Origin of the sequence: Rhizobium bangladeshense, from assembly GCF_001662075.1 — a bacterium.
GTDB classification, from domain to species: Bacteria; Pseudomonadota; Alphaproteobacteria; order Rhizobiales; family Rhizobiaceae; genus Rhizobium; species Rhizobium bangladeshense_B.
In genome coordinates this window covers 267,892-287,021 of sequence record NZ_LYPL01000003.1, presented here as the reverse complement: position 1 = coordinate 287,021, position 19,130 = coordinate 267,892, and the positions used below count along the sequence as shown (strand labels likewise).

Sequence of the window (19,130 nt, the reverse complement as noted above, 5' to 3'; positions counted from 1 at the left end):
GGGGCTTTTCACTGCCTATAGCGGCAGCTCTCTGCCGGCTTGTTCGCTGACCATATATTCGGCGTACCAGTCCGGCCAGTTCTCGTCGTATTTGCCGCCGTTGCGTTTCTCGTGTTCGCCGTGGGCGGCGGCAGCGCGGCGGAGCGCGGAGGCCAAGTCGCTCGAGGTGGAGAAGGCGGTCTCGTCGGCGTCGATGCGGCCGGGCAGGCGGGTGGTGACTTCCTGGAACAGCCAGCCGTTGCCGTCAGGATCCTTGAAGGAGGCGAAGGAGCGGTAGCTGCGGTGCTCGGGATCGCGGCCGGCGATGCGCAGGCGCCCGAAGAGATAGGGTTCGTCCTTGCCGGCATAGACGCCCGATGCGTCGTGGAAGACCTCGCTCACCTCGACGCCGCGGGCGATGAGATCGCGGCGGGCGGCCTCGATGTCGGAGACGATGAGGTAGAGGCCTTGAGCGGAGCCGGGCGCGGCGGCGGTCACGTTCCTGCCGAAGATGATGGCGCAGCCGGAGCCGGGTGGGGTGAACTGGATCACGCGGAAATCGGCATCATTGGCGAAATCGGCATCGAGCCGCCAGCCGAGGCCGTCATAAAAGCGTTTGGCGCGGTCGACGTCGGAAACGGGGATGACCACCACTTCGAGCTTGGTGTCGGCGGGCCGCGTTCTGATGGATTCTGTAGGGGTTTCACTGCGCATTGCATTGCTCATCTTCAGCTCCTCGAGGTTTGGACGCATTAAGAATGGCGATACATGTCGTGCGCGAGTGGACCACAGCGCGGGCAGAGCGTCGAATCAATTCTTCTGTCGGCAAGGAGAAGACGGCGGGCCAGCCCCGCCGTCAGTTGCGAGTCGCCTACGCCGCAAGAGCGGCGCGCGTCTTGCCGATCGTCAGGGCGGCGCGGGCCGCCTCGCGGCCCTTCTCGACGAAGTGCGCGCGGTAGATCTGCGTGTGATGCTCGGTTTCCTGATACTGATGCGGCGTCAGCGAAACCGACAGCACCGGAACGCCGGTATCCATGCCGGCGCGCATCAGGCCATCGACGACGGCCTGGGCGACGAATTCGTGACGATAAATTCCGCCATCAACGACGAAGGCGGCGGCGATGACGGCGCCATAGCGCCCGGTCGCCGCAAGATCGCGCGACAGCAGCGGCATTTCGAATGCGCCGGGAACGTCGAACACGTCGATCTGCTCAGCTGGAATGAGCTGCTGGAAACCTTCGAGCGCACGATCGACGATATCGGCGTGCCAGCCGGCTTTGACGAAGGCATAACGGGTGGGTGTCATGGTAATCTCCTTTGGCGTACAGACACGTCACCCAAGGCGATCACGAACGTTCACCGGCTGCCGGTAAGGGCAGCAGGAACGCGCGTTCTCTTTCATCCGGACTATGACCGTCGGCTCAGGCATCTCACCTGATCTGCTGACCCTTCCCTGGAGAAGGCGCTCGCGGGCTCGCAATCGAAACTGCATACCGCCGGTAGGGACTTCCACCCCGCCCTGAGAACGGCGCGGACAATAGGGGCAAGGCGGCGAGCTGGCAATAGGGGAGTTGGTTTGGTGGGCGGGGCGTGCTTTGGGGCTTCGCCCTCTCGGGCTGCATGGCTCAGCATGAGGAGCGGTTGGCGGGTGCCACGCCCGCCAATGAGAGCCGGCGAATGGGAGAAGGAGACGCGCATTCCCATCACCCTTGCTGCGTGCGCCCCTCCGCCTACATGCTTCCATGAGGACACTCACGCCGAAACAGTATCACGCGCCGTCCCGCATCAGGTGGGGTTGGCCGCCACAATCATGGGAGGGAGGCATGCCAGAGTCTTTTGTCGTGCGCCGTGAGGCGCATATTGCGGCGCCGCCGGCTGCGGTGTTTGCGCTGATGACGGACCCGGAGAGGATCTTGCGATGGATGGGAACAGAGGCCGAGATCGAGCCGGAGCCGGGTGGGCTCTATCTCGTCAACGTTACCGGCGCCCGCTTTGCGCGAGGCTCGTTTCGCGAGGTCGTGCCGGTGCATCGGCTTGCCTACAGCTTCGGATGGGATGGCAGCGAGGTCGTGCCGCCGGGCTCCAGCCTGGTCGAGATCGACCTGATCGAGCAGTCGGATGGGACGTTACTCCGACTCACCCATAGCGGCCTGCCGAACGAGGAGCAGTGCGCCGGCCATGCCGAGGGCTGGGAGCATTATCTCGGGAGGCTCACCGCGGTCGCCGCCGGGCGTGATCCGGGGCCGGATCCTTTTTATGGCAGGACATGAACGATTTTTCCCGGGCGTAGGGCGCTTTTCAAGCGCTTGCCGTTGCGGGAAAAACGGCCGGCCGGCGCTCCGACCGGCCGTCAAAAAGCAAGTTTTTTTCACCTGCAAACATGAATGCCCGGTTCATCTCCAGTTCAATTTGGCGGCCCTAAAGTGGGTACGGCTGGATGAAATGGAGTTTTCGATGAAGGCACTATCTATCGCGGCTGCCTTGCTCGCTGGCAGCCTTTCGATCGGCTCTGCGCAGGCGATGCCGATGGGGACAATCAATGTCGAGAGCAAGGTCACAAGCGACGTCACGAAGGTCGACTACGCCTGCGGCCGCGGCTGGCACCTGACCCGCTGGGGCGAATGCCGCCGCAACTGGCGACGCCCGCCGCCGGTGGCTTTCTATGGTGGTCCACCCCGCTGGGGTTGGGAGCGCCGCCACCGCGACTGGGATGGCCCGCGTTGGCGCCATGAACGCCGCTGGGATCGCGAACGCCGCTGGCGGGACGACTACTAAAAACCTCGGCATGAGGCTGACGGACGAAGGCCGGCGCGATATTTCGCCCGGCCTATTCTTTTGGAAACTGTAATTGCGCTCAGGTTAGATCCGGCTGACAAGCCAGTGCTTGCCGTCGATCAGCTCTTCGAGTTCGGCCGGATCCTTGACGCCGAACTCAAACCATTCGACGAGTTCCTTCGCCTTCAGACGGCTTTCGTCCGCCGTAAACTCGATTCCATAGCGCGCGCACCAGCGCCGCAGGATCGACGTCAGCAGCGTCATGTCGTTTCCGTCCAGCGGATCTTTCGGCCAGAATGTCGTGCCCATCGCAACCCCTCAATCGCGGATGATGACCCGACATTATCGTGGAATCAAAGCAGCGCAAGTTTAAAGTGTTATTTTTCTGCTTTCCACCGCGGTTGCGGATTTTCGACACTGTTTTTGGCAAGAGCCGCCGGCGCGCAACCGTCCGCTTGCGGACGCCTCCGGGCGATGTCATCCTGAGTCATGGATCTGCCTTCCTCCCTTGCCTGGCTGGTTGACGAGGCCGCTGCCGCGCCCGGTCCCGAACGGTTCCTGGCCGAGCTCGGACGCCGGCTGCTTTGCGATGGTCTGCCGCTTGCCGGCGGCGCGCTGACGCTTTCGGTGCCGCATCCGATCATCGCGCGGCGCACTTGGCTGTGGCGGGCGGAGACCGGAGCCGTCATCGAGGCGCTCGCTTTCGCTGCGGCCCCGCCCGTCGAGGCCGGCCGTGAGTGGCTGGCCGGGCTCGGGCCGGTATGGGAGCAACAGATCGGTCCGTCACAGGACAGCCCGGTGCTTGGCTGGGCGGGCATGGGCAATGGAGCGGCGGTGGACGCTTTCGGCGCGGCCGAGGCGGACCGTCTGCGCGAGGTGGCGCGGTTTGCCGCAGCGCCGCTTGCCGCACTCGCGGCGCGGGAGGCGCGGGCAGCCCTCCTCGAGGCCTATCTCGGCCGGCGCAGCGCGGCGCGGGTGCAGGCCGGGGCACTTGCCCGCGGCACCGGAGAAACCATCCGCGCGGCGCTTCTCTGCGCCGACCTGCGCGACTTCACCGCACTCTCCGAGGTGACGGAGCCGCACGCGATGATCGCAACGCTCGATGACTGGTTCGACCGCGTCGCCGGCGCCGTGCACGCCTTCGGCGGCGAGGTGCTGAAATTCATCGGCGACGGCGTACTGGCGATCTTCCCCGTCACGCCTGCGGCGGGTAAGGCGCAAGGCGACCGCGATGCCTGCGAGGCGGCGCTCCGGGCCATCGCCGCCAGCCGGGCCGGCATGACCCATCTCGACCACGTTCGCCAGGGGCAGGGGCTGGCGCCGCTGCCTTTCGGCGCCGCGCTGCATTTCGGCGAAATCCTGTGGGGCAACATTGGTGCGGCCGACCGGCTGGATTTCACCGCCATCGGCCCCGCCGTCAATCTTGTCAGCCGGCTGGAGGGGCTCTGCAAGCCGCTCGGCCGCAGCGTGCTGATCTCCGGGGCGGTGGCGGCGAACACGACAGCGGCGCTCGTGCCACTCGGAGAGCACGCCTTGCGCGGCATCGCCGATCCTTGCGCGGTATTCACCCTGCCCGAGAATTGACCTCAGCGCTGATGCTGCCGAAAGGCGCAGATGCGGGGTTACTCCCGGCCGCGGCTTTCTCCGCTTCGTAAAACTCCGGCAAGAATCATGATTGTGAAACTCCTCTTTTTTGGCTAAAGCCTGTGCGCACATCGAATGGGGCAAACATGACTCGATATATGCGCAAATTTTTCCCCGTGCTGGGGGCGTCTGCAATGCTGTTGGCCGCAGTCGCTCAGGCCGAAGACAAGAAAGTCTCGATCGTCGACGACCGCGGCGTGACCGTCGAAGTCCCGGCGCAGCCGAAACGCATTGCCTCGATATCCTATTTCGCCGATGATGTCGCTTTGGCGCTCGGCATCAAGCCGGTCGCCAGCACCTATATGACGGCAGGCCGCGAGCCCGCTTTCCTGCTGGGGCTGACTGCCGGGATGAAGCAGATCGGCCAGCGCGCCAAGCCCAATCTCGAGCTTCTCTCCGAGGCCAAACCTGACCTCATCATCGCGATCCGCCGCTATACGGTCGGCAATGCCGCGCAGCTTCAGAACATCGCGCCCTACGTCGCCTATAATATGGAGCTGCTCGAAGAGAGCTACAGCGAGACCGCCGCCCTTTCCAAGCTGCTCGGCAAGCCCGAGCGCGGCGAGCAGCTGAACGCCGATTTCCGCAAGCATCTGGCAGAATTCGCCGCCAAGGCGCCGAAGGACGTGCATCCGCGCTTCCTGATCATGTGGGGCGGCGCGACACCTTTCGCCTTCCACACGGAAAACACCTCGGCCTCGATCGTCGCTGCGATCGGCGGCGACAATGTTCCCGGCCCGAAGACCCCGGGCGGCGAGTTCGGCATCGACCTCAGCCTCGAAACCATGCTGGAGAAGGACCCGGAAGTGATCTTCGTCTACGATTCCGGCCCGGATCGCCCGCACGAAAGCAACCCGATCTGGTCGCAGCTGTCGGCCGTCAAGAACAACCGGGTCTTTTATGTCGGCGACCAGTGGGTCGAGACCAATGGTCCGATCGCCCGCGAGATCGTGCTGCGCGAGGCCGCACACTACCTCTATCCCGACACGTTCCCGGCCGTCGACGTCAAGGCGGAAGCTGCCAAGCTGATCCCGGCCGACCTGCAGAACTAAGCCAGTGACAAGACCGGCGATGAGCTCCCGGCAATCATTCCTGGCCATCGGGCTCATCGTCATCGCCGCCGTTGTGGCGGCGATGTTCGGCTTGCTGATCGGCGCCAAGACGCTGTCGGCCGAGACCGCCATCCGCGTGCTTTTGGCGCCCGATGGCAAGATCGAATCCATCCTCGTCTGGACGCTGCGCCTGCCGCGCAGCCTGACGGCGGCTGCCGGCGGCGCGGGCCTTGCCGTTTCCGGCTATGTGCTGCAGACGCTAACGCGCAATCCGCTGGCCGATCCCGGCATCACCGGCGTCACATCGGGGGCGGTCGCGCCGATCGTCTGCTGTTTCGTCTTCCTGCCCTGGATATCGCCGGCCTATTATCCCTTCATCGGCCTTGCCGGCGGGCTTGCGGCAGCCTCGGTGACGTTCTGGGTGTCGCATGGCGGGCAGGGGCGGCCGCTGCAGCTTGCGCTCGGCGGCGTCAGCGTCTCGCTCTTCCTGAGTGCGATCACCACTTATGTGCTGCTCTTGACTGGCCCGCAATCGGCGTCGCTGCTCTTCTGGCTTGCCGGCGGTTTCCAGGGGCGCACCTGGTCGCATCTCTTTTACATGCTGCCCTGGACGATCGCCGGCGTCGTCGGCGCGCTGCTTCTGCGGCGCGTCATCGCCATGTTCACGCTGAGCGATCATGCGGCGGCCGGCATGGGCCTGCAACTCGGCCTGTGGAAGCCGCTCATTCTTATCCTCGCCGTCCTTCCGGTCGCCGGCGTCGCGCCGGTCGCCGGATCGGTCGCCTTCGTGGGGCTGGCCGCTCCCCACATCGCCCGGCTCCTCAGACCGCGCGGCACGGGATGGGAGATCGGGCTCTGTGCTGCCTTCGGCGCGCTGATCGTCACCGTCGCCGACGTCTTGGCGCGCAGCATCGCTATCCCGCGCGAACTGCCCGTCGGTATCGTCACCGCGCTGCTTGGCGGTCCTGTTTTCATCTATCTCGTCCAGCGTGGGCGGCTGAGCCTTGCGGGTGAGGCACGATGAGCGTCCCGGCATCGACATCGGCTGCTTCGCCAGGCTTCGGCATGGCCGCTATGCTTGCTGTGTTGGCGGTCATGTCGCTGGCGGCGGCGATCTTTCTCGGCGTTGCCGATATTCCGATGGCCGAAGTCGCGGCCGTTCTGACCGGCGGCGGCTCGGCGGAGGCGCGGCTGATCATTCTCGATATCCGGCTGCCGCGCATCGCCACCGGCATTCTGGCCGGCATTCATTTTTCGCTGGCGGGACATCTGCTGCAGACCATCACCCGCAATCCGCTGGCCGATCCGTCGCTGATGGGCGTGTCGCAAGGGGCGACGCTGTCGGTGACGATCTTCCTGCTCTTCACCGTCTATATCTTCGAGCCGGGCTCGAACACGCTTGCCGAGCTGCCGGTCGCATGGCTGCCGGCGGCGGGGCTTGCCGGCGGCCTGCTCGCCGGCGGCGTCATCTATCTCCTGGCTTTTCGCCTTGGCCTCAGTGCGCTGCGCATTACGCTTTGCGGCGTGGCGGTCGGGGCCGTGCTGCATGCAGTGGCGATCGGCCTCATCGCCGGTTGGGGATCGGCCCGCATCGAGATCATCCTCGAATGGCTGTCGGGCAGCCTTTACGCCCGCAGCTGGGATCACGCACTCTTCCTGCTGCCCTTCACCATTGCCGGGCTCGCCATGCTGCCGGTCATCTACCGGCCGCTGACGCTGCTGCAGTTCGATGCATCCGTCGCACGCTCCTTCGGCCTCGGCTATCGCAGGCAGTTCTCGGTCGTGCTGATCGTATCCTCTGCACTTGCGGCGAGTGCGGTCGGCGCGGTCGGCCCTGTCGTTTTCATCGGCCTCGTCGTGCCGCATCTTGCCCGTTTCCTGGCGGGACGGAATTTCATGCTGGCGCTGGTGCTGACGATCGTGCTCGGCGCCGTCATCGTTACGCTCGGCGATCTCATCGGCCGGCTGCTCGGCCAAGCCGAGGAAATCCCGATCGGCGTCGTCACGGCCGTCTTCGGCGTGCCGCTCCTGCTCGCGCTGCTGCGCAAAACCATGTGAGGCCGAAATGCCATTGTCCTGTTCCGACCTCTCGGTGATGTACAACAAGCGAAAGGCCTTAAACGGTTTCAGTCTTTCGCTCGAGAAGGGCGAGATCCGCGCGCTGATCGGCCCGAACGGCTCGGGCAAGAGCACGGCGCTGCATGCGCTGGCCGGGCTGATCCGGCCGGCCGGGGGCAGGGCGTCGCTCGGCGGCGTTGCCGTCGCCTCCATGTCGCGCCGCATGCTGGCGAAGAGGCTCGCCTTCCTGCCGCAGCAACCGACCGCGCCCGACGAAATGACCGTCGCCCAGCTCGTGCGCCAGGGCCGCTATCCGCATGTCGGCTTGTTCCGCTCCTATGACAGGCGTGACGAAGACGCGATCGAATGGGCGCTCGAAAGTACCGGCCTGTCCGGGCTCGCCGACCGCAGCCTTCGGGAACTGTCCGGCGGCGAGCGGCAAAGGGCCTGGATATCGGCCGCTCTCGCCCAGGAGGCGGAGATCCTGCTGCTCGATGAGCCGACCTCCTTTCTCGATATCGGCTATCAGGTCGAGGTGCTCGACCTCGTGCATCGGCTGAGCCGGGAAAAGGGCGTGACCGTCGTCATGGCGATCCACGACATCAACCAGGCCGTCGCCGTCAGCGACCGCATCTCGCTGCTCGAAAGAGGCGAGCTCCGATTCGACGGCGCCCCTGGGGAGCTTGCCGAACGCGGGCTGATCCAGGAAATCTTCCGCGTCAGAGGCCGTTTCGTCCAGGTCGCGCCCGACAGCCCGCCGCATTTCGATGTCGAGCTGATGCGGCTTCAGCGAGACGACCATGGCCTCTAGACCGTTTTGCATTTAGGTTGACCCATATCCTGCGTTTCGGATGTCTCGCAGCTCCAAGGCGATTGAAAAACTGTGCGCGGGCCGGTGGGTGCTGGGCTTCGCTCTTGTTGAGACCGGCGGTGGCACATTCCGGCGCATTTCGGGGTTCTGCCACCATTGCGGCAGGAAGATGGGCGCGCCCGATATCGCGAAGCGCGAGCGCCAGTCGTGTTTTTGCTGGCGGGACGTCATGATGTCGAGCCCTGATAATTTTGGCCGACGGCGAGCTCATTCGGATTTCCAAACGCGCTCGCCCCTCTTCTATCCGGAAATCCGAATAAGGTCCTAGGCAAGGCAAGCAAAGATAGTTCGCCTTCAATGGCTTAGCGGCCGCTCTCGCGCCTGTTCCAATTGGCACACGTGTTGCTCTCTTCAGCCAATAGCCCGCTCGACAGCGGGTGGATGGAGAGGAGCAAGCCCAAAAATGACTGTTGCCTTGAGCCGTATTGAACATGACCTGATCGGGGACCGAGAGATTCCCCTGGACGCATACTACGGTGTTCACACCCTGCGCGCCCTTGAAAACTTCCCGGTGACAGGCATTCCGATTTCACACTATCAGGACCTGATCCGCGCCCTCGCGCAAATCAAGATGGCCGCCGCGCGAGCCAATCTGCAACTGGGGCAGCTCGACGCCGAACGGGCCGGGGCGATTGTCGCCGCCTGCCGGGAAATCGCAGGCGGTGCGCTCAATGATCAATTCGTCGTGGACGTCATCCAGGGAGGCGCCGGCACTTCCACCAACATGAACGCCAACGAGGTGATCGCCAACCGGGCGCTGGAGCTTCTGGGCCACGTCCGTGGCGAATACCGGCACCTGCACCCGAACGAACATGTCAACCTTGGCCAGTCCACCAACGACGTCTATCCGACGGCGCTGAAGCTTGCGACTTATACCGGCATTTTCCGTTTGATCGATGCCATGGCCCATCTCCGGGGGGCCTTCGAGCACAAGGCGGACGAATTCCGCGACATCCTCAAAATGGGGCGGACCCAGCTGCAGGACGCGGTGCCGATGACGCTGGGGCAGGAATTCTCCACCTATGCGGTAATGCTGGCCGAAGACGAACAGCGGCTGCGCGAGGCTGCCTTGCTGATCCGCGAGATCAATCTCGGCGCCACGGCGATCGGCACCGGCATCACCGCCCATCCCGAATACGCGCCGCTGGTTTGCCGGCTGCTTTCGGAGATCAGCGGCGTACCTGTCATCACTGCGCCCAATCTCATTGAAGCCACACAGGATTGCGGCAGCTTCGTCCAGCTTTCGGGCGTTTTGAAGCGCGTCGCGGTCAAGCTGTCCAAGGTTTGCAACGACCTTCGCCTGCTTTCCAGCGGCCCACGGGCGGGTTTCGGCGAAATCAACCTGCCGCCCCGCCAGGCCGGCTCGTCGATCATGCCCGGCAAGGTCAATCCGGTGATCCCGGAGCTCGTCAACCAGATCGCCTTCGAAGTGATCGGCAACGATCTGACGGTGACCTTCGCCGCCGAGGCGGGCCAGCTGCAGCTCAACGCCTTCGAGCCGATCATCGCCCACAGCCTGTTCAAGAGCATCGGCCACCTCAGCCGGGGGTGCCTGATTCTTGCCGACAAATGCGTTGATGGCATCACTGCGAACCGCGAGCGCTTGGAGGCGAGCGTGCTGGGCTCGATCGGCATCGTCACCGCCCTCAATCCCATCATCGGCTATGCCAATGCCACCGAAGTCGCAGCGGAAGCGCACAGGACCGGGAGGGGCGTCGCCGAACTGGTGGAGGTGCGTGGACTGATGACGGCCGAAGCGCTAGCCGAGGCCTTGCGCCCCGAGGCGCTGACCAAGCCGCGCCCGAGCATGGCGCGCAGCTGAACCATCCAAATTGCTGATCAAAAACCGCCGGGATGAACCGGGCGGGGGAGGAAGGAGACTATTATGAAGATAAACAAGCAGACGACATGGATCGTCATCGCAATGATCCTGGGCGTCATCGTCGGCTATGGCTGCAACGTGCTGTCGGGCAGCCCGGCCGCGGCGAAAGACATCGCTGGCTATTTCGCGATGGTGACCGACATTTTCCTGCGGCTGATCAAGATGATCATCGCGCCCTTGATTTTCACGACCCTCGTTGCCGGCATGGCCGGCATGGGCGATGGCCGCACCGTCGGGCGCATCGGCGGCAAGGCGCTCGGCTGGTTCCTGATGGCCTCGCTCGCGTCGCTGGCGATCGGCCTCGTCTTTGCGAACCTTTTCCAACCCGGCGCCAATGTCGGCGTGCCGCTGCCCGATGTATCGGCCTCGGCCGAGTTGAAGACGTCGTCGCTCAATCTCAAGGACTTCATCACCCACGTCTTCCCGCGCAACATCTTCGAAGCGATGGCGAACAACGAGATCTTGCAGATCCTCGTCTTCTCGGTGTTCTTTGGTCTCGCGCTCGGTAGTCTGAAGGACACGAAGGCGCGCGCCCTCATCGAAGTGATCGAAGGCGCAGTCCCGGTCATGCTGAAGGTGACGGATTATGTGATGCGCTTCGCACCGGTCGGCGTCTTTGCCGCCGTCGCCAATGTCGTCACCGTCCAAGGCCTCGGGATCCTGATGGTTTACGGCAAGTTCGTCGGCAGCTTCTACGCGACGCTCGTCGTGCTCTGGGCCGTGCTGATCGGCGCCGGTTTCCTCGTGCTCGGGACAAGCGTATTCCGCCTAGTCCGGGAAGTGCGCCAGCCGATGCTCGTCGGCTTTTCCACCGCCTCCAGCGAAGCGGCCTACCCGCGCGTGATGGAGAAGCTGGAAGACTTCGGCATCAAGGAGCGCATCATCGGTTTCGTCCTGCCGCTCGGCTATTCGTTCAACCTCGACGGCTCGATGATCTATACGGCCTTTGCCGCCTTGTTCATCTCCCAGGCTTATGGCCTGCCGCTCACCATGGAGCAGCAGATCGTCATGCTGCTCGTGCTCATGGTTTCGAGCAAGGGCATCGCCGGTGTGCCGCGCTCCGCGCTGGTCGTCGTTGCCGCCGTGCTGCCGATGTTCAACCTGCCGGAGGCGGGAGTGCTTTTAATCATGGGTATCGATCATTTCCTCGACATGGGGCGAACCGCCACCAACGTGCTCGGCAATGCGATCGCCACCACGGTCGTCGCCAAGTGGGAAAACGCGCTCGACATTCCTGACGAAGCGGAAGAGCGCACGCGCGAAGGACTGGTCGCGGCCGAATAGGCCGGCGCAAGACAAAGATCTGCCCGCCCGTTGAGAAGGCGGGCAGATCACTGCATGCTCGCTCGGCCTCATCGGATGTGGTAGAGAGCCGGATCAACAACACTGTTGCGGCGTGCGCATCCGCTTCCATTCATTCCTATGTCGATCGCCTCTCTCATTCGCAAATACGGTTTGCTGCTTCCCGGCCTCGTCGCGGTGGCGCTTGCCGTCGGCATTGCGGGCTTTCGCATCAGCGAGAACCTGGGGCTTGCCGAACTGCAAAGAACGGGAACGCAGCGGCTCGAGCTCTACGCCACCAGCCTGAACAGGCAGATCGACAAGTACGCCTATTTCCCCGCCACACTCGGGCTGGAGAGAGACGTAATCGACCTGATCGCGCACGGGAAACCGCTCACCGACACCGTCAACCGCTATCTTGAGCAGCTGAACCAGCGGGCGGGTACGCTCTCGATCTACCTGCTCGACCGGCAAGGACATGTGGTCGCCGCCAGCAACTGGAACCGGCCGGACAGCTTCATCGGCGAAGACCTGTCCTATCGCTCCTATTTCAAAGATTCCATACGGGGCCGGCCCGGACGGCTTTTCGGCATCGGCACGACGGTTGGCGAGCCTGGCTACTACCTTTCCTCGCCCTTGCTCGCGAATGGCGGGGTCGTCGGCGTGGCTGTGGTCAAGGTCAGCCTCGAACAGTTGGAACAGTCCTGGGCGACCGTCGAGGTGCCCGTTATCGTCACGGATCAGAACGGCATCGTCATCCTTGCATCCGTCCCATCCTGGAAATTCACCACACTGCGCCCGCTGCCGGATGCAGAACGCCGGCGGCTCGACCGCAGCCTGCAATACAATGCTCGCCCGCTTCCCTCGCTCGGCCTGAGGCAGGAGGAGGCTTTCGGTGAAGCTGCCGCCCTCGTGCGGTTAGCGCCATCGGCGGAGGTGGACGGCGGTTCCAAGCTATCGGGCAATTTTCTGGCGCAGACCGCCCCGATGGCCGAGACCGGCTGGTCGCTGACGGTGCTCTCCCCCGCCGACGAAATCGGCGCGATCGCCTGGACTCGTGCAGCGCTTGCCGCAATCGCCAGCGCCTTCGTCGGCATCGTGCTGGTGCTGCTCGACCAACGGCGGCGGCATCTGCGCGACAGGTTGCGGGCACGCGAGGCGCTGCAGCGCGCGCACGACGAACTGGAGCGCAAGGTGGAGGAACGGACACGGACGTTGCGTGCCGCCCAGGACGAGCTCGTCCATGCCGCCAAGCTGGCCACGATCGGCCAGATTTCCGCCGGCCTCGCCCATGAGATAAACCAGCCTCTGGCGGCGCTGCGCACGCTCTCCTGCAACGCGGTCAAATTTCTTCGGCGCGGCGATGTCGCGACCGCCGAAAGCAATCTCGATCGCATCGGCAGCATCGTCGACGGGTTGGGCACGCTCACCAACCAGCTCAAGTCCTTCGCCCGCAAATCCCCGGGCACGGTGCGTGCGGTCGACGTGCGGCGCGCGGTCGACAACGCGCTGTTCCTGCTCGACCAGCGCCTGCGCCGCGCGGGCGTGAACGTGTCTACCGAGATTGAGGCGGATGAGGTGATAGCACTCTGCGATGCCAACCGCCTGGAGCAGGTCATGGTCAACCTCATTGCCAACGCACTGGACGCGATCGAGGGCACCGCGTCAGCGACGCTCCGCCTTTGCGCCCGGCGCGAGGACACCCGGGTCGTCATCGACATCCATGACAACGGGCCGGGCCTGCCGGAGCATGTGCGCGAACACCTCTTCGAGCCGTTTTTCACGACCAAGGAAAGCAACAGGGGCCTTGGGCTCGGCTTGGCCATTTCGTCGGAAATCGTGCACCATTTCGGTGGAACGCTGACCGGCGCGAACCATCCCGAGGGCGGCGCGGTTTTCACCGTCGCTCTCCCCGCAACCAGTATCGGAGACACACCATGAGCGACAACCTCAAGGTCCTGATCGTCGAGGACGAGCCGAATGTCCGCCTCGGGTGCCAGCAGACACTCGAGCTCGAAGGCATGGATGTCGAAGCGGTGGAAAGCGCCGAGAAGGCACGACGGCTCGTTCCCGCCCACTTTCCAGGCATCGTCGTCACCGATATCCGCCTGCCGGGCGATGACGGCATGGCGCTCATGCACGATCTCCTCCACCAAGATCCCGACCTGCCGGTGGTGTTGATGACCGGGCATGGCGATGTTTCGCTGGCGGTTCAGGCGATGAAGGACGGAGCGCACGACTTCATCGAGAAGCCTTTCTCCCCCGATTATTTCGTCGAGGTCGTGCGCCGGGCACTTGAGAAACGCAGGTTGACGCTCGAGGTGCGCGAACTGCGCGCCAAGCTTTTGGGGCAACAATCGACCACGGCTCGCATCATCGGTCGTTCACTCGTCATAGAGCGGGTGCGTCACCTCATCGGCGAGCTTGGCAACAGCGCGGCGGATGTGCTGATCCACGGCGAAACTGGAACAGGCAAGGAGCTTGTGGCGCGATGCCTGCATGAGGCCAGTCCGAGACGCAGCGGCAATTTCGTCGCCATCAATTGCGGCGGTGTGCCGGAAAACCTGTTCGACAGCGAAATATTTGGCCATGAGCCTGGTGCCTTCACCGGTGCCGCCAAACGGCGGATAGGCAAGATCGAGCACGCCAACGGCGGGACGCTATTTCTCGATGAGATCGAAAGCATGCCGATGGCCATGCAGGTGAAACTGCTTCGGGTCCTGCAAGAGCGCACGCTCGAGCGTCTTGGATCGAACAGCCCGATCGCCGTCGACTGCCGTGTCATCGCTGCGACCAAGGTCGACTTGGCAGTGCTTGCCGAAAAAGGAGGGTTCCGGCCGGACCTATACTATCGTCTGAACGTGGCGATGCTGCCATTGCCGCCGTTGCGCGAACGGCGCGAGGACATTGGCCTCCTGTTCGAGCAGTTTGCCCTGGAGGCGGCATCACGCCATGAGCGAGGCGAGCTCGCGCCCGACGTCGAGCGAACCCAGCGACTGCTCGCCTACCATTGGCCCGGCAACGTCCGGGAGCTGCGCAATGTCGCTGAACGCTGCGTGCTGGGCATAGCAGCGGGCTTCCCGCCATTCCGCGAGGCGACGAACACCCCCTCTCGGCCCTTGGCAAGGTATGTCGAAGAGTTTGAACGCGCCCTTATAGTCGACGCTCTCAGCCGCAACGGCAACAGCTTGGCTCGCGTCAGCGAGGAATTGCTCGTACCGAAGGCGACCCTGCACGACAAGCTCCGCAAATACGGCTTGGCGTGACGCTGGTCACCGACGAACGGCCGCCGAAACGCGCATAAGGGCGGCGCTGCAACAGAGATGCCCACGAGAGCCGTGGAGTTGCCCCCAAACGACGAACATGCTCAGGGGTGAGATCGCGAGCTGATGAACTCGCGCGGCGATTGATATCCTAGACCGTTTTGCATTTAGGTTGACCCATATCCTGCGTTTCGGATGTAGTTTGCGCATTCGTTTGGTTTGATTGTCTCTATGGTTCGAGCCAAAGCGTCGTGAACTGTGTCTTCGGAACGGGCCATTGCGGTGCGCATGGCCTGTTTGATCTTGGAGAAGAGCTGTTCGATGGGATTAAGGTCAGGGCTGTAAGGCGGCAGGAAGAAGAGCTTTGCCCCTGTCTTTCTGATAGCCCGACGCACGCACCGCCGAGCCTTTGTGGCTGCCGAGATTGTCGAGGACAACGATGTCTCCCGGCGACAACGACATGCATCAAAACAAGAGCTAAAGCGCGTCGCATGAATCATATTTGACGCGAAGCGCTTTAGCGCTTCACCAGCCTGAAGACGATCTTCGTCTGGGTGTAGTAATTCAGCGCATCGGCGAAATCAGGCGTCCAGCCGTCGGCGACGAAGGGAATGAAGCCGTCATATTCGAGCTTGCGGGCGGAGACGTCGAAGCCCGCCTTTTCGAAGGCACGGCCGTAATCGGTGATCGACCGGTCCTGGACGACGGTGTTGGTGCGGTTGGCGACGAGTTCGCGCCATTTCGGCCAGAGCGGGTTATCCGTATGGCATCCGGTCACGGCATAGTAGACGCCGCCGGATTTCAGCGCCCGCCAGATGTCGGCAGCGTGGACGTCGATATCGGGAACGAGATAGATGACCTCATGGCTGAGGCCGAGATCGAATTCTTCGCTCCAGCCGTCGAGCCTGCCGCCGACCTGATGCTGGATCGGCAGATTGCCCTTCAGCGTCTCGGCCTTGGCGATCGAGGTTTCAGCGATGTCGATGCCGAGCGCCTTGCGGAAGGGGCGGATCGCATAGAGATGGCGCAGCAGGCCGCCCTGATTGCAGCCGAAATCGAGCACGCTCTTGTCGGTCAGGTCGCGCTCGAGGATGAGGTCGATCAGGTGGCGCCAGATGGGCGCATGTCCATCGGCCATCCTGTCTTCGGCGTCTGGATCGATATACCACGTGCCGATGTTTTTCTGCGCTTCCTCAGTCATCCTCTTGCCCCTCGCATCATGCCGATCACGGTGACGGTCTTAGGATGCGTACTCATGCTTGGCTAGATCGGAAGGCGGTTTTAGAGCGCCTTCCACAGCCGCCGAATATTTTGCAAAGAGAGCTTTGCAAAGATATGTTTGCGATTGTATACTTTTGACGTGAAACATCCGCTCTCCCAACCTGTCGCAGTTGCCCGCATCGTCAGCCGGGTCGTGCCCGAGCCGACCGCGCTGAAAGCGCTGGCGCATCCTGTGCGGCTGCGCATGCTCGGCATGCTGCGGATCGATGGGCCTGCCACGGCGACGCAGCTTGCCGCGCGGCTCGGTCTGAACAGCGGCGCGACAAGCTATCATCTGCGCCAGCTTGCCCATTACGGCTTCATCGAGGAGGCGCCGCATGTCTCGCGGCGCGACCGCTGGTGGCGCGCCAGCCACGAGCTGACCTCGGTGCCGGCGAGCGAAGCCGAAGGCGAGGCGCTCGATCTCGACATCGCCTTCAACCAGGCCGCACTCTCGCTGCAGGTCGGCCAGATGCAGCAGGCGCTGGAGGAATATGCCGAGCTGCCGGCCGAATGGCGCAAGGCGACGGCCGCCGACGACATCATCATTCCGATGACGGCGGCGCAGGCCGAGGCTCTGACGAAACGGCTGAGGGATATCATCCTGGAGGCGATGCAGGCGGCCCCGCGGCTGGGGGAGCCCGCGTCCCGAGAGCCCGGCATGGTCCCGTTCTATGTCATGCTGCACGCCTTTCCCTATCCAGGCCGCCTTCCGCATCGCGAAGGCGAGGGCGAGCCTTGAGAAGGGGCCGGCCGTTCCTGGCGCTCGCGGCTGCCGAGACATTCTCGCTCTCGGGCACGCGGCTTTCGACCATCGCCATTCCCTGGCTGGTGCTGAGCACGACGGGCAGCCCCGTTCTGACGGGGCTGACGGCGATGATGGAGATGCTGCCCTATGTCGTCGCCAAGGCGCTCGGCGGACCGTTGATCGACCGCGCCGGCGCCAAGCGCATCGCCATCATCTCAGATGCCGCCTCGGTGCTCGTCGTCGCTTTGGTGCCGCTTCTCGATCTCTTCGGCCTGCTCGGCATGCCGGTGCTGCTGCCGCTCGTCTTTGCCATGGGCGTGCTGCGCGGCCCTTCCGATGCGGCCAAGCAGGCGATGGTTCCCGATATCGCGACGCTCGCCGGCGTGCCGCTCGAACGAGTGACCGGCGTCGCAAGCGCCATCGAGCGGCTGGCCTCGACGGCGGGGGCGGCCGGCGCCGGCGCTTTGATCGGGCTGATCGGCCCGGGCCAGGCGCTGCTCGTCAATGCCGCCACCTTCGCCGCCGCGGCATTGATCGTTGCTGTGGGCATACCCGGGCCGCGCCGCGCGCCCGCGCTCGAATCTCCACCGGCCGAACGGGCTTCCTATCTCGACGATCTCCGTGAGGGCTGGCGCTTTCTGCGGGGCGATGCCGTGCTCGTCAGCATCGTCGCCATGGTGGCGGTCACCAATCTCTTCGACCAGGCCTATCATGCCGTGCTGCTGCCGGTCTGGACACGGGATGCCGGCCATGGTCCCGAGCTGCTCGGGACGATGTTCGCTTCCTTCGCCGGCGCCTCGATCGCTGGTGCTGCGATTGCCGCGGCGATCGGCGAGCGCATGCCGCGCCTGGTGGTCTATACCGTGGCCTTCCTCCTGACCGGCTTTCCGCGCTTTCTCGTTCCCGCGCTGGATGCGCCCATCGGCCTTGTCTTTGCGACACTCGTCATCGCAGGCTTCGCGTCGGGTTTCCTCAACCCGATCCTGTCGGCGGTCATCTTCCAGCGCATCCCCAAGCCGATGACCGGCCGGGTCACCGCATTGAACACCGCCCTCTGCTTCGCCCTCGTCCCCTTCGGCGGCCTCGCCGGCGGCGCGCTGATCAGCACACTCGGCCTTGCCGCGGCGCTGTTCCTGATGGGGGGCGGCTACCTTGCGACCACGCTTGCGCCGCTGGCACTGAAGAGTTTTCGCGGGTTTGACGGGGAGATCGCTGCGCTCACTGATGCCCGAGTTCCTTGGTCATCAAGTCGATGAAGCGGCGCACCCGCGGTTCCAGCAGGCGCTTGTCGGGATAGAGTGTGACGATCTTGGCATCGTCTGTTTCGAGCTCCGGCAAGACGTGGCGGAGGCGGCCGGCGGCGAGATCGCCTGCGACGAGAAAGCCGGGGAGCAGAGCTATGCCGAGGCCTGCGACGGCAGCGTCGCGGATCGCTTCGTCGCTGTCGAGCCTCAGGCGGCTGCGGCCCTGCGCCTTGACCCAGGCTCCGCCTTCGCCGCGAAAGCGCCAGCCTTGCCGTTGATCGCGGCTGGAAAAGATCAAGCAATCGTGGGCGGCGAGATCGTCAATGCCGCGCGGTTCACCACGGTCGGCGAGATAGGATGGCGAGGCGCAGAGCCGCGCCCTGTCGGCGGCGATCACCCGCGAAATCAGCCAGGTGTCGGATTCCGACGGCATCGTGCCGATCCGGATCGCCAGATCGAAACCTTCTTCGAGAATGTCGGCCTTGCGATCGGTGAAGTTCACTTCGACCTGGATGTCGGGCCAGGCCAGAAGATATTTTTCGACGATGGGCAGCACGACGAGCCGCCCGAAGGCATCGGGAGCGGTGAGCCTGAGAACACCCCGCGGCGTGGCGCTCTGACCCGCCACGCTCGCCTCCGCTTCGTCGACCGAAGCGAGGACTTCCAGACCATGGTGATAGAATACCCGGCCTTCGTCGGTCAGGCTCAGCCTTCTCGTGGTGCGGTTGAGGAGGCGCGTGCCGAGGCGGTCTTCCAGGCGGATGACGGCCTTTCCGGCTGCCGATCGGGACAGGCCCATGGCTTGGCCGCCGGCGATGAAACTTCCGGCATCGACGACGGCCATGAAGATCAGGATATCGTTGAGGTTCGTACGCGGCATGGGGCAACTCGAGCGGTTCGGGCTAGGCCTTAATTCGGTCGTGCGGCGACCGATTCAAGGTTCGCACCATCAACGTCCGGCGCGGCAGTAAGGTCCCGAGGCATCGTTTACGCGGCGGTGGGATGGCAGATGCGCTCTCCTGCACGCCCCCTAGTCATCGCCTGTATGGCTCGCGTCCAAGACCCCGCTCGTC

General features: G+C 64.1%; 18 protein-coding genes, 1 pseudogene and 1 riboswitch. Of the genes and pseudogenes, 13 read left to right on the top strand and 6 right to left on the bottom strand.

Annotated features, from left to right (window positions below):
* Positions 1-15: 15 nt before the first annotated feature.
* Positions 16-705, bottom strand: coding sequence for a VOC family protein (locus A7X77_RS08970; RefSeq protein ID WP_064682596.1), 690 nt, complete (start codon positions 703-705; stop codon positions 16-18).
* Positions 706-850: 145 nt separating this feature from the next.
* Complete coding sequence (locus A7X77_RS08965) at positions 851-1,285, bottom strand: 6,7-dimethyl-8-ribityllumazine synthase (protein ID WP_064682595.1); 435 nt, start codon at positions 1,283-1,285, stop codon at positions 851-853.
* Between the two features lie 80 nt (positions 1,286-1,365).
* Positions 1,366-1,510: riboswitch (FMN riboswitch) on the bottom strand.
* Between the two features lie 292 nt (positions 1,511-1,802).
* On the opposite strand from A7X77_RS08965, the gene A7X77_RS08960 reads away from it, so the two are divergent.
* Both A7X77_RS08960 and A7X77_RS08955 read left to right on the top strand, forming a co-directional pair.
* Positions 1,803-2,249, top strand: coding sequence for an SRPBCC family protein (locus A7X77_RS08960; protein WP_064682594.1), 447 nt, complete (start codon positions 1,803-1,805; stop codon positions 2,247-2,249).
* A 184-nt stretch (positions 2,250-2,433) separates the two neighbouring features.
* Positions 2,434-2,754 (top strand): GCG_CRPN prefix-to-repeats domain-containing protein, encoded by a 321-nt coding sequence (locus A7X77_RS08955; RefSeq protein WP_064682750.1) that lies wholly within the window; start codon positions 2,434-2,436, stop codon positions 2,752-2,754.
* Between the two features lie 84 nt (positions 2,755-2,838).
* On the opposite strand, the gene A7X77_RS08950 is transcribed toward A7X77_RS08955, so the two are convergent.
* Positions 2,839-3,063, bottom strand: coding sequence for a hypothetical protein (locus A7X77_RS08950; RefSeq protein WP_010004126.1), 225 nt, complete (start codon positions 3,061-3,063; stop codon positions 2,839-2,841).
* Positions 3,064-3,243: 180 nt separating this feature from the next.
* Between A7X77_RS08950 and A7X77_RS08945 the strand changes: the two genes are divergently transcribed.
* The 9 genes from A7X77_RS08945 to A7X77_RS08905 all read left to right on the top strand — a co-directional run bounded on the left by A7X77_RS08945 (position 3,244) and on the right by A7X77_RS08905 (position 14,808).
* Positions 3,244-4,338, top strand: coding sequence for an adenylate/guanylate cyclase domain-containing protein (locus tag A7X77_RS08945; RefSeq protein WP_064682593.1), 1,095 nt, complete (start codon positions 3,244-3,246; stop codon positions 4,336-4,338).
* A 146-nt stretch (positions 4,339-4,484) separates the two neighbouring features.
* The gene (locus A7X77_RS08940; RefSeq protein ID WP_064682592.1) at positions 4,485-5,450 is read left to right on the top strand and encodes an ABC transporter substrate-binding protein; all 966 of its coding nucleotides are present in this window, start codon (positions 4,485-4,487) and stop codon (positions 5,448-5,450) included.
* Between the two features lie 19 nt (positions 5,451-5,469).
* Complete coding sequence (locus A7X77_RS08935; protein ID WP_064682591.1) at positions 5,470-6,474, top strand: FecCD family ABC transporter permease; 1,005 nt, start codon at positions 5,470-5,472, stop codon at positions 6,472-6,474.
* A 41-nt stretch (positions 6,475-6,515) separates the two neighbouring features.
* Complete coding sequence (locus A7X77_RS08930; protein ID WP_082928794.1) at positions 6,516-7,508, top strand: FecCD family ABC transporter permease; 993 nt, start codon at positions 6,516-6,518, stop codon at positions 7,506-7,508.
* 7 nt (positions 7,509-7,515) lie between these two features.
* Complete coding sequence (locus A7X77_RS08925) at positions 7,516-8,319, top strand: ABC transporter ATP-binding protein (protein ID WP_064682589.1); 804 nt, start codon at positions 7,516-7,518, stop codon at positions 8,317-8,319.
* A 463-nt stretch (positions 8,320-8,782) separates the two neighbouring features.
* Complete coding sequence (gene aspA, locus A7X77_RS08920) at positions 8,783-10,201, top strand: aspartate ammonia-lyase (protein WP_064682588.1); 1,419 nt, start codon at positions 8,783-8,785, stop codon at positions 10,199-10,201.
* Between the two features lie 63 nt (positions 10,202-10,264).
* Complete coding sequence (locus tag A7X77_RS08915; RefSeq protein ID WP_064682587.1) at positions 10,265-11,545, top strand: dicarboxylate/amino acid:cation symporter; 1,281 nt, start codon at positions 10,265-10,267, stop codon at positions 11,543-11,545.
* A gap of 138 nt (positions 11,546-11,683) precedes the next feature.
* A complete protein-coding gene (locus A7X77_RS08910; RefSeq protein ID WP_064682586.1) occupies positions 11,684-13,483 on the top strand; it encodes a sensor histidine kinase in 1,800 nt (599 codons plus the stop codon).
* Positions 13,480-14,808, top strand: a complete 1,329-nt coding sequence (locus tag A7X77_RS08905; protein ID WP_064682585.1) for a sigma-54-dependent transcriptional regulator — start codon at positions 13,480-13,482, stop codon at positions 14,806-14,808. Before A7X77_RS08910 ends, A7X77_RS08905 begins: the two co-directional genes overlap by 4 nt.
* Positions 14,809-14,972: 164 nt before the next feature.
* Here A7X77_RS08905 and A7X77_RS32100 read toward each other — a convergent pair.
* Together A7X77_RS32100 and A7X77_RS08900 are read right to left on the bottom strand one after the other, a co-directional pair.
* Positions 14,973-15,264: pseudogene (locus tag A7X77_RS32100) on the bottom strand (transposase); the annotation flags it as partial.
* Positions 15,265-15,322: 58 nt separating this feature from the next.
* Entirely contained in the window at positions 15,323-16,006 is a 684-nt protein-coding gene (locus A7X77_RS08900; RefSeq protein WP_064682584.1) for a class I SAM-dependent methyltransferase, read from the bottom strand.
* A 159-nt stretch (positions 16,007-16,165) separates the two neighbouring features.
* Between A7X77_RS08900 and A7X77_RS08895 the strand changes: the two genes are divergently transcribed.
* Both A7X77_RS08895 and A7X77_RS08890 read left to right on the top strand, forming a co-directional pair.
* On the top strand, positions 16,166-16,807 hold the full coding sequence (locus A7X77_RS08895; protein WP_064682749.1) for a winged helix-turn-helix domain-containing protein: 642 nt from the start codon (positions 16,166-16,168) through the stop codon (positions 16,805-16,807).
* Positions 16,804-18,069 carry an MFS transporter gene (locus tag A7X77_RS08890; RefSeq protein ID WP_064682583.1) on the top strand — a complete coding sequence of 422 codons (1,266 nt, stop codon included), beginning with the start codon at positions 16,804-16,806 and terminating at the stop codon, positions 18,067-18,069. Before A7X77_RS08895 ends, A7X77_RS08890 begins: the two co-directional genes overlap by 4 nt.
* Here the strand turns inward: A7X77_RS08890 and A7X77_RS08885 are convergent.
* A complete protein-coding gene (locus A7X77_RS08885) occupies positions 18,032-18,937 on the bottom strand; it encodes a LysR family transcriptional regulator (protein ID WP_064682582.1) in 906 nt (301 codons plus the stop codon). The two genes, A7X77_RS08890 and A7X77_RS08885, sit on opposite strands and share 38 nt — an antisense overlap.
* Positions 18,938-19,130 lie beyond the last annotated feature (193 nt).

What these genes read in the sequence shown, in the direction of transcription:
- A7X77_RS08970 (WP_064682596.1), bottom strand. Translation starts at nt 705, where the DNA reads ATGAGCAATGCAATGCGCAGTGAAACCCCTACAGAATCCATCAGAACG.
- A7X77_RS08965 (WP_064682595.1), bottom strand. Translation starts at nt 1,285, where the DNA reads ATGACACCCACCCGTTATGCCTTCGTCAAAGCCGGCTGGCACGCCGAT.
- A7X77_RS08960 (WP_064682594.1), top strand. Translation starts at nt 1,803, where the DNA reads ATGCCAGAGTCTTTTGTCGTGCGCCGTGAGGCGCATATTGCGGCGCCG.
- A7X77_RS08955 (WP_064682750.1), top strand. Translation starts at nt 2,434, where the DNA reads ATGAAGGCACTATCTATCGCGGCTGCCTTGCTCGCTGGCAGCCTTTCG.
- A7X77_RS08950 (WP_010004126.1), bottom strand. Translation starts at nt 3,063, where the DNA reads ATGGGCACGACATTCTGGCCGAAAGATCCGCTGGACGGAAACGACATG.
- A7X77_RS08945 (WP_064682593.1), top strand. Translation starts at nt 3,244, where the DNA reads ATGGATCTGCCTTCCTCCCTTGCCTGGCTGGTTGACGAGGCCGCTGCC.
- A7X77_RS08940 (WP_064682592.1), top strand. Translation starts at nt 4,485, where the DNA reads ATGACTCGATATATGCGCAAATTTTTCCCCGTGCTGGGGGCGTCTGCA.
- A7X77_RS08935 (WP_064682591.1), top strand. Translation starts at nt 5,470, where the DNA reads ATGAGCTCCCGGCAATCATTCCTGGCCATCGGGCTCATCGTCATCGCC.
- A7X77_RS08930 (WP_082928794.1), top strand. Translation starts at nt 6,516, where the DNA reads ATGGCCGCTATGCTTGCTGTGTTGGCGGTCATGTCGCTGGCGGCGGCG.
- A7X77_RS08925 (WP_064682589.1), top strand. Translation starts at nt 7,516, where the DNA reads ATGCCATTGTCCTGTTCCGACCTCTCGGTGATGTACAACAAGCGAAAG.
- aspA (WP_064682588.1), top strand. Translation starts at nt 8,783, where the DNA reads ATGACTGTTGCCTTGAGCCGTATTGAACATGACCTGATCGGGGACCGA.
- A7X77_RS08915 (WP_064682587.1), top strand. Translation starts at nt 10,265, where the DNA reads ATGAAGATAAACAAGCAGACGACATGGATCGTCATCGCAATGATCCTG.
- A7X77_RS08910 (WP_064682586.1), top strand. Translation starts at nt 11,684, where the DNA reads ATGTCGATCGCCTCTCTCATTCGCAAATACGGTTTGCTGCTTCCCGGC.
- A7X77_RS08905 (WP_064682585.1), top strand. Translation starts at nt 13,480, where the DNA reads ATGAGCGACAACCTCAAGGTCCTGATCGTCGAGGACGAGCCGAATGTC.
- A7X77_RS08900 (WP_064682584.1), bottom strand. Translation starts at nt 16,006, where the DNA reads ATGACTGAGGAAGCGCAGAAAAACATCGGCACGTGGTATATCGATCCA.
- A7X77_RS08885 (WP_064682582.1), bottom strand. Translation starts at nt 18,937, where the DNA reads ATGCCGCGTACGAACCTCAACGATATCCTGATCTTCATGGCCGTCGTC.